The following is a 9,380-nucleotide window of genomic DNA, read 5'->3' as shown; positions in this document are numbered from 1 at the left end:
ATAACCGGTGAATTGATGTTTGTATGGTGAATTGATGTTTATCTGGTGAATTGATGTTTGTATGATGAATTGATTCTTGTATGATGAATTGATGTTTGAATATTAAATCATAAATCGTGAGGATAGACAATCCCTGCCGATTTCCGGATTCTATCAAGGGTTTCCATTTGCAATAAAGTATCAGCAAGGGTCATAACAGGGCTCTCGGTGAGGCCTTTCCCGAGGCAATCCTGAACATGTCTTGCCTGGTATTGATAACCATAGCCAGGTTCTTTATCGAAAGGAATTACTTCTTTGGTATCTGGCTTGCCACTATAAAACCCGATGCTGGTATCTGGAGCAAAGAACCTTGTGCCCAGCCTGATCCGGCCATTATCGCCACAAATATCACCCTCGTTAGCCAGTTCGGAATGGAAACTGCTGAATAGATTTGCCATTTCTCCTCCGGCGTATTTAAAGGTGACCGCACACTGAACATCCACTTTTCCTTCGGTCAGTTCCGCCCTGGCTTCGATTTCATCAGGTCTCCCAAGTAACGACAAAGCCAAAAACACATTATAAATTCCAATATCAAGCAGGGTTCCACCACCAAGTGCTGGGTCGAATAACCGCTGCGGAACCGGATCATATGGTTTGAAGCCAAAATTCACAAGAATTGACCGTATTTTCCCAATCTTGCCTTCATCTATCAAAGATTTCGTTTTGATATAGTGGGGAAGGAATTTGGTCCAGAATGCCTCCATCAGAAAAACATTATTGCGACGGGCGGCTTCGGCCATTTCGCTGGCTTCCCGCAGATTAATTGCAAAAGCCTTTTCGCAAAGCACGGGCTTTTTGTGATCCAGGCATAAAATCACATGATCCCGATGCAGCCCATGCGGGGTAGCAACATAAACCGCATCTACTTCCGGATCGTTTACCAGCGCCTCATAACCCGTATAGTCTTTTGTACCCGGGAACTCAGTGGCAAAAGCATGGGCAGATTCACTGGTGCGCGCACCAACGGCGTATAACCTTGCTCCTTCAACATATTTCAGATCTGAAGCAAACTTCCGGGCAATGCGGCCAGCTCCAAGAATTCCCCATTTAAATGTTTTCATAATAAAGCAATTCAATTCTGAATAATAGTGATAATCAATCAACAGGAAGACAAATATCGGCGAATCCGGGATTATGGATTGAGGATCGTGATAACTAATCCCGAATTGTGGGTATTCTCCCATTTTCCGGTGGATAGCTGTGTATAATTCGTGAATATCGGTACGGACGGTTCTTTTATATTTGCTGCAATCACAAAATATAAGAACTGTGCGATTAAAGACCCTCGAAATCAAAGGATTCAAAAGTTTTGCCGATAAAACCACGTTACATTTCGACGAGGGTATAACGGGTGTAATCGGACCAAACGGATGCGGTAAAAGTAATATTATCGATAGCATCAGGTGGGTGATCGGGGAACAAAAGATTAGTCATCTCCGTTCTGAAAACCTGGAGAGCCTGGTTTTTAATGGCTCAAAAAGCCGCTCAGCTTCAGGTCTTGCTGAAGTAAGCCTGACTTTTGAAAACACACGAAACCTGCTTCCAACCGAATTCAGCACCGTTACAGTAACCCGCAAGTTTTATAAAAGCGGGGAGAGCGAGTATCGCCTGAATGATGTTCAATGCCGTCTCAAGGATATCCAGAACCTTTTTATGGATACCGGGATCAGTACCGACAGCTATGCGATTATTGAGCTGGGTATGGTTGATGAAATTATCAAAGACAAAGACAATAGCCGTCGCCGTATGCTTGAACAAGCTGCCGGCATTACGATCTATAAAACAAGAAAAAAAGAAGCCAAATCGAAACTGGAAGCTACCGAACAGGATCTTGCCCGTATTGAAGATTTGCTTTTTGAAATCAATAACCAACTGAAAAGCCTCGAAAACCAGGCAAAAAAAGCAGAGAAGTATTTTGAGATTAAAAAAGATTACCGCGAGTTAAGTATCGAACTAGCCAAGGCTTCACTCGAAGGTTTTAACCTGACTTACCGCGACCTGAATGACCAGGCGGAGAAAGAAACCGACAAGAAAATAAAGTTCGAAGCTGAAATTGCCAACGAAGAAGCCGCCATTGAGCAGGATAAAGTCAGCTTTATCGAAAAGGAACGCGCGCTTCAGTCCATGCAACATGAGTTCAATGATCTGCTCCAAAAATTAAGAAGCAAGGAAAACGAAAAAAACCTGGCTTCGCAGAGACTTAATTTCCTGCAGGAAAAGGAATCGAGTCTCCAGGAATTCCTGACAAAAAGTGAAGGTCAGCTGAAAGGGCTGGAAGAAAGCATTCTCTTTACCCGTCAACAATTCAGTGAGGAATCCGGCAAGCTTGAAGATCTTCAGCAACAGCTTGCAGACCGGAAAGAAGCCGTTGAAGCAAACAGGATTGTGTTCGACGAAAAGCGCACCAAAGTTGACCAGTTGCGAAGTGAAAATTCTTCCATCCAGCGTAACCAGTTTGATGCAGAAAAGAAAGTGGCGGTTGCTGATACTTCAATCCAGAATATGCAACGCGGTATTCAGCAAATGGAGGAAGAAAAAGAAGTTCGATACAGCCAGTTAAAACAGCTGGAAGAAGAGCGGGTTTCTAAAGAAGAAGAACTCGAATCGCGCCGCATGGATCTGCAACAATTACAGGAACAACAGGAGCGGACCAGGGAACAAATTCTGGAAACACAACGCGACCTGGAAGCTTTGAGGCAGAAACTTGCTGAAGAAAACCGCAAACTCGATTCAAAAAAGAACGAGCATGACCTGCTGAAAAGCCTGGTGGATTCCATGGAAGGTTACCCGGAAAGCATAAAGTTCCTGCACAACAATTCCGGTTGGAACCATAAAGCTCCAATCCTGTCAGACATCATCTATGTAAAAGAAGAGTACCGGGCCGCAGTTGAAAATGTACTTGAACCATATCTGAACTACTATGTGGTGAATAACCTGCAAGAAGGCTTGCAGGCAGTTCACCTGCTGGACGATAATAAAAAAGGTAAAGCCAATTTCTTTTTGCTTGACAAGTTCGAAAAAGTAAATGTCGAATTTCATCAGCCCGAACAAACCATTCCAGCCATAGATGTAATTGAAGTGGATGATCAATACCGTGATCTTGCGAATCATTTACTGGGCAATGTTTTTATCGCTGAAAACGAGGAAGCACTTAAAGACAGCAATGGTGCAGTAGTACTCGAGAAGCATGGTAAATACGTGAAAGGCAAATACTCTCTAACCGGGGGCAGCGTGGGGCTTTTTGAAGGGAAGAAAATTGGCCGTGCAAAAAATCTAGGCAAACTTCAACTGGACATCCAGGAACAGGAATTGATCGTAAACGAATTGAAAGCGGTTATACAAAACCGTCATAATGAGGTGATCGCTTACAACGAACAACTCAAAGATAACGCGATCAAACAGGCACAGGACGATATTAATCGTCTGACCAACCAGGTATTTTCACTTCAGAATAAAATTGAGTCACTCCATGGTCTTCAATCTACGGCTCAAAACCGCCTGGAAGAGATGCAGCAAAACCTGGACAATACAGTTGCGTCTATTGAAGGAACCAGGAAACAATGGAAAGAACTGGTTAATCTTTTTAACGAGGTAAAGGAAACGCTGAAGGTAGCGGAAGATGATTACCGTGGTGCTGAAACCCAGTACAACATGGCCCTGGCCGGCTTTAACGAATTTAATCTGCAGGTTACACGCCAACAGAGTAAGATCAACGCGCTGAGCCAGGAAGCAGAATTCAAATCAAACCAGCTGAACAACCTGACACAACAGGTAGAATCAAATGCATCTCAATTAAAGATGACAGCTGAAAGCATTGTTGAAAGCAGCGATACGCTTGAAATTGCCGAGCAGGAACTGGTAGCAATGCTTCGTAAAAAAGAAGAAGAAGAAAAGATATTGAACGAAGCCGATCAGTCATACTATAATCAAAGAAACAGGCTGAATGAAAAAGAATCCGAGCTTCGTCATAAAGTAAAAGAAAAAGAACAAACCGAACATTTACTAAGCGAAATAAAAGATAAGCTCAACGAGTTGAAACTGCAGCTAGCCGGTATGAAAGAAAGATTAAGCGTTGAATTCAGGATCAACCTGGATGATATTATTGATCAGCCCCGGACCGGTGAAGTACCGGTGGAGGAGTTACAGGAGAAAAGTGACAGGATGAAGAAAAGACTCGAGAACCTTGGAGAAGTTAACCCAACGGCTATCGAAGCTTTCACGGAAATGAAAAAACGATACGAGTTTATTCTCGAGCAGAAAAATGACCTGGTGACAGCAAAAGATAGTCTTTTGCAAACAATCCAGGAAGTGGAGGCCACCGCCAACCAGCAGTTCCTTGATACCTTTAACCGCGTACGTGAGAATTTCCAGCGGGTGTTCAAGGCACTGTTCACAGATGATGATACAGCCGACATGGTACTTGAAAATCCTGAGAATCTCGCTGAAACAAGTATCGATATCATTGCAAAACCAAAAGGGAAAAGACCTTCATCTATTTCCCAGTTGAGTGGGGGTGAAAAAACACTTACTGCAACAGCACTGTTGTTTTCTATCTACCTGATTAAACCTGCACCATTTTGTATCCTGGATGAAGTCGACGCGCCATTGGATGATGCCAACGTAGGTAAGTTTACTTCTATGATCCGTAAGTTCAGTGAAGAAAGCCAGTTTATTATTGTTACGCATAATAAACAAACGATGAGTGCTGTTGATGTAATCTATGGTGTTACTATGCAGGAGCCTGGTGTTAGTAAACTGGTGCCGGTTGATTTCAGGGCGCTTACTTAAAACTTTTTTACAACCCTCTATTAATAATAAAGGCGATCTGTTTGACATACGGATCGCCTCTTTTTAATTAGATCAATCAAGTGTCATGCTGCGTACGATCCTCTTATTAGTGGCCTCAAATGTATTTATGACCATCGCCTGGTATGGCCATCTGAAACAGGCAGGTGTTCCCTTGTACAAAGCTATCCTGGCAAGCTGGGCCATTGCCTTTTTTGAGTATTGCCTGATGGTACCTGCTAACAGGCTGGGCTATGCGAATGGATTTACGGGGTTCCAGTTGAAAATGGCCCAGGAAGTGATTACCCTGGTCGTATTTTCGGTTTTCGCGGTTGTTTATCTAAAGGAACCTTTTCATTGGAAATATCTTGTAAGTTTCGGATTTCTGCTGGGAGCTGTTTACTTTATGTTTAAGAAATAAAGTTTATTAGCCTAAGGCAAATACTTCGCTATTCTTCCATTTCCGCCGGCCAGGAATATTGCATTACCCTTCCGGGCTTTCTGGCAAACATGAAAGCTTTCTTTGCTAATGAGCTTCCAGTTTTTTCCACCATCAGCACTGATATCAACTCCAGAGGTACCGCAGGTTATCAAATTACTTGCATCTATAAATTCGACACAGCTGCGATAACCCTGGGGCGGGGTAGTAGATGTTGTAAACACCGGGACCTTTCCCAGCCGGACGATAATACAGTTATTAGCTTTTGCCGTGTCCCTGGTAAAATCACCTCCAACAACTACTGCATTATTTCCGAAAACAGCAATTGAATTGGCACCTGTACTTTCTTTGCCTTGTACCAACGGCAACCTGGTGACTGTCCCTGCTCCATGTAAACGGCTGGATAATCCACCCGTTACAAAATAATAACCACCGTTTTTCAGGGCTACTATATTAGTTCCGCTTGATGCAAAACATGCTTCCCCACTGTCTGCTTTTGGTGCCTTAAGGTTCCTTTTCCAGGAGTTGCCATAATCATTGGTGGAAGCAAGATAGATTTCTCCTTTCAGCGGATCTCCGATAACAATACCTGAACCATTGCCAGTAAAATGAAAAGCATCAAGGAAAATGCCTGCACTGGAATCAGTATATACCGGCCTCCAGCTTTTGCCTCCATCCGCTGTCTTCAGGATTATCCCGGGTTCGGCAATGGCCAGGACCAGGGCGTTTAGATCATCGAAAGCTTCTATATCCCTGAATTCTCTTTTTTCAAAACCGGGTACCTGGTTCCAGTTCCAGTTTTTCCCGCCGTCTACCGAACGGCCGACCATTCCTTTACTTCCACTTGTCCAGACTATCTCATCGCTAACAACGCTAAGTCCCCGGATTGAAGTAGAATTACCCTGGGTTAATATTTCTAATTGTTGTCCGTTTACTGATGTCATTGAAATCAGTATAGCAACGGGCAGCATTGATATTTTTCTCATGATTTTTAGAATATGGCGCTAACCAGTTGCGATGTCGAATTCCATTTAAATAATAAACAACCCGGGATTTGGCTTGACAGCCATGTATTTAAAAGGTCTAATTCAAGTTACGTTTTAACTCATTGATATCAACTATACCAACTTTTCTCCAGGTCTCGCTGCCATTTTTATAAATAATAAATGTTGGGATCTTTTCAGCGTTCACCTGTTTCATCAATTCGGTTTGCATACCAGCATCAATTTTGACAAGCTTGAAATTTTCTCCGAGATCCTTTTTCAGTTGCTCAAGGACCGGCTCCATTTTTTTGCATGGCGGGCACCATTCGGCGCCAATGTCCACCAAAACGACAGGGCCGAGGGTTGTCAATACTTTATATTCAGCCAGGCTAATCGGCTTTTCATTAGATGCCTGTTCCACTGGCTTATTGGCCGATTTCCATCCAATAAAACCGCCTTTCAGCTCTGTCACATGATAGCCCTGGCCGGTAAGCCAATCGGCCGCGGCCGCGCTCCGGGATCCTGCTGCACAGTACACGAAGACTGGTTTGTCTTTATCGAGATGAGCAGTCCTCTCTTTGAAATCAGGCTGGTTGTTCCAGTCTGCCTGTAATGCATTTTTTAAATGTCCTGATTGATATTCCTTTGCGGTTCTTACATCCAGCAACTGTACGTTTCTTTCAGTTAATGCCGATTCAAAACCCTGGGGGTCAAGACTGGCCTTCTGGCTATAGGATTCGCAGGCTACAAGAAGCCAGCAACATATTGAGAGTGTGATAAACTTAGTCATAAAAAGGAGAAATTAAACTTCTCAAAATTATCGACCTTTGGGGAGATAACGCAAAATAAAAGCCACTGTCTGGACGTACAGTGGCTTTTAATGTTTTTGGAATCAGTCGACCAACCTTTCAATTAGCTTTCGATGGGATCGGATTTAAATTTCTTAAGCTCTTGACGGTTATCAGGTTTCTTAGGATATCGACTGAGCCTTTCATAGTTGGATCCTGTGTAGGGATGACATTGGATTTTGACTTGGTTTTTAGGATCGGACTTGGTTTGGTTTTTTGGACTCTTGGATTTTAGGATTGGTTTTGTTTGGATTGTTGGATTTTAGGATTTGGTTTTTTGGATCTGGACTTAGGATTGGTTTTGTTTGGATTGTTGGATTTTAGGATTTGGTTTTTTGGATTGTTGGATTTTAGGATTTGGTTTTTCGGATCTGGACTTAGGATTGGTTTTGTTTGGATTCTTGGATTTTAGTCCCGCCCTTGCGGCGATGGTTTTTCTAAGGATTAAAGCTTTTTATTTATTGATTTTGTGATTCTTATAAAGGATGTCGGTTATTCAGGTGACAATACAAAAGTAATCTTCAGTTGATTCATGGTAAAGAGCAGATGTGCTCTATCTTAAAACATCAGTTTCTACCATCATATCCGTAATCTTACTAGTATTTCAATGGGAAAGTTGCTAACATAGTGTTAATATCCTCGCCTTCATGTTTAAAAATAAATCACTTTAATTCGCCTAAAGTGATACAAATCAAATTGTTATATCGATTGTTTAAAATTCAACTTCTTAAAAACCTTTTTTGGTAGGCTTTAGTGGCGGTAACGTATAATTCTCGAGGATGCTCTTTTCCGCAATCTTTTTTTCAATGTCCTCAATCTTCCGTGGAGCCGCTGTTGACAGGAGCTCATAATCTTTTTCACGGATCAAAATATCATCTTCAATTCTTACTGCAATACCCCACCACTTTTTATCACAGTTGCTGTTTTCAGGAATGTAGATTCCAGGTTCTATAGTTAGCACCATATTTTTTTTGAGCACTGGTGAAATACTACGGTCATGTACATCCATTCCAATATGATGACCAAGGCCATGAGGATAATATTTGGCTGCCTCTTCTTTTTTTGAGATGATGCCAAGCCTGAGCAGACCGGCTGCTACTATTTCCTTTGACTTCAGGTTTACATCGCGCCAGTTGGTACCCTCCTTACACATCTTAAAACATTCCTCCTGTGCCTGGTAAACGATCTCATATATCGCTTTTTGTTCAGGCGTAAATTTACCGTTTGCCGGTATTGTTCTTGTTACGTCTGCAGTATAGTTATGATACTCGGCACCGACATCCATCAGCAACATCTGTTTGCCCACATTTAGTTTTGCATTCTCTACATAGTGCAGAACACAACCATTGTTACCGGCGCCCACTATCGAAGGGTAACCGACATTTTCAGCTCCATATTTTTTGTGTACATATTCATGTAATCCCTGTACCTCGCGCTCGGACATTTCAGGGCGGATAGCTTTCATCACTTCTGCCTGGCCGATACAGGATATTTCAATTGCTTTTCTAAGTATCGCAAGTTCTTCTTCGGTTTTTATCTCCCTTAAGCCACCTGTTATCTGCCGGTATAATTTATTTTGAACCCTTGTATTTCCCTCTTTTTCCTCCATTAACCCCGATTTCAACCGGAACTGGTTCACCAGGCTATAAAGATCAGCAACGTCTTTGCTGCCGCCGGGGTCGGCAACAGGCAAAGGATCCATTACGATGTTGGTAAATCCGGTAAAATTTTGAGGATGGTTTTTAAACTCTCCGCCGTTGAAAACCTGGTTAATTTTCAATTGGGTTTTGACACCTTCAACACCCATACGTTTGCCGGTCCATTGTTCAGCCTGTACATTTCTTTCCTGGATGAACAGCAATTCATTATAGGTATTGCCATCCGCACTCTTCTGATCTTCCTTAAATAAAAACAATACTGAATGAGGTTCTTTATAACCTGTGAAATAATATAAGTCCGGATTGGCATGATAGACATAGTCGACATCATTGGAAAAATTACGGGTTGGGAAGGCAAACACCACCATTACCGAATTCGCAGGCATAAGGGCACGTGCAGAATCGCGGCGGGAAGCATGAAAGGAGGGGCTCAGATAATCATTGGCAACATCATTATCCTGGGCAAAGAGACCACAAAGAAAGAATACCAAAAAGATGCCGGTCAGATATACTTTTTTCATAAATTAGTTTTGCTGATTAAATATAACAAAGGTTTAGAGCAACGCTTTGAAAGCACTCCTGAAATCTTTGGGACTGATCGTATTTTATGCATAAATGGAGAAAAGTA

6 protein-coding genes are annotated in these 9,380 nt (G+C 42.4%); 2 read left to right on the top strand and 4 right to left on the bottom strand.

The window, feature by feature from the left end; translation table 11 throughout:
• Window positions 1–107 precede the first annotated feature (107 nt).
• Window positions 108–1,100, bottom strand: coding sequence for a Gfo/Idh/MocA family protein (locus VK664_RS12115; protein WP_461398924.1), 993 nt, complete (start codon window positions 1,098–1,100; stop codon window positions 108–110).
• A gap of 208 nt (window positions 1,101–1,308) precedes the next feature.
• On the opposite strand from VK664_RS12115, the gene smc reads away from it, so the two are divergent.
• Window positions 1,309–4,827, top strand: a complete 3,519-nt coding sequence (gene smc / locus VK664_RS12110; RefSeq protein ID WP_461398923.1) for a chromosome segregation protein SMC — start codon at window positions 1,309–1,311, stop codon at window positions 4,825–4,827.
• An 85-nt stretch (window positions 4,828–4,912) separates the two neighbouring features.
• Window positions 4,913–5,245: a DMT family protein gene (locus VK664_RS12105; protein ID WP_461398922.1), complete on the top strand. Its 333-nt coding sequence runs from the start codon at window positions 4,913–4,915 to the stop codon at window positions 5,243–5,245.
• Between the two features lie 11 nt (window positions 5,246–5,256).
• Here VK664_RS12105 and VK664_RS12100 read toward each other — a convergent pair whose 3' ends face one another.
• The 3 genes from VK664_RS12100 to VK664_RS12090 form a co-directional block, all read right to left on the bottom strand.
• A complete protein-coding gene (locus VK664_RS12100; protein ID WP_461398921.1) occupies window positions 5,257–6,249 on the bottom strand; it encodes a WD40/YVTN/BNR-like repeat-containing protein in 993 nt (330 codons plus the stop codon).
• Window positions 6,250–6,346: 97 nt separating this feature from the next.
• Window positions 6,347–7,036, bottom strand: a complete 690-nt coding sequence (locus tag VK664_RS12095) for a rhodanese-like domain-containing protein (RefSeq protein WP_461398920.1) — start codon at window positions 7,034–7,036, stop codon at window positions 6,347–6,349.
• Between the two features lie 785 nt (window positions 7,037–7,821).
• Complete coding sequence (locus tag VK664_RS12090; protein WP_461398919.1) at window positions 7,822–9,273, bottom strand: aminopeptidase P family protein; 1,452 nt, start codon at window positions 9,271–9,273, stop codon at window positions 7,822–7,824.
• Window positions 9,274–9,380: the final 107 nt, after the last annotated feature.

Origin of the sequence: Flavitalea sp., assembly GCF_035489435.1 — a bacterium.
Taxonomy (GTDB): domain Bacteria; phylum Bacteroidota; class Bacteroidia; order Chitinophagales; family Chitinophagaceae; genus DATHKG01.
The sequence above is the reverse complement of the archived record's forward strand: the minus strand, read 5'-3'. Positions and strand labels throughout refer to the sequence as shown.

Bases quoted from the DNA above. Each gene is read 5' to 3' on its own strand.
- VK664_RS12115 (WP_461398924.1), bottom strand. From the start codon at position 1,100: ATGAAAACATTTAAATGGGGAATTCTTGGAGCTGGCCGCATTGCCCGG.
- VK664_RS12105 (WP_461398922.1), top strand. From the start codon at position 4,913: ATGCTGCGTACGATCCTCTTATTAGTGGCCTCAAATGTATTTATGACC.
- VK664_RS12100 (WP_461398921.1), bottom strand. From the start codon at position 6,249: ATGAGAAAAATATCAATGCTGCCCGTTGCTATACTGATTTCAATGACA.
- VK664_RS12095 (WP_461398920.1), bottom strand. From the start codon at position 7,036: ATGACTAAGTTTATCACACTCTCAATATGTTGCTGGCTTCTTGTAGCC.
- VK664_RS12090 (WP_461398919.1), bottom strand. From the start codon at position 9,273: ATGAAAAAAGTATATCTGACCGGCATCTTTTTGGTATTCTTTCTTTGT.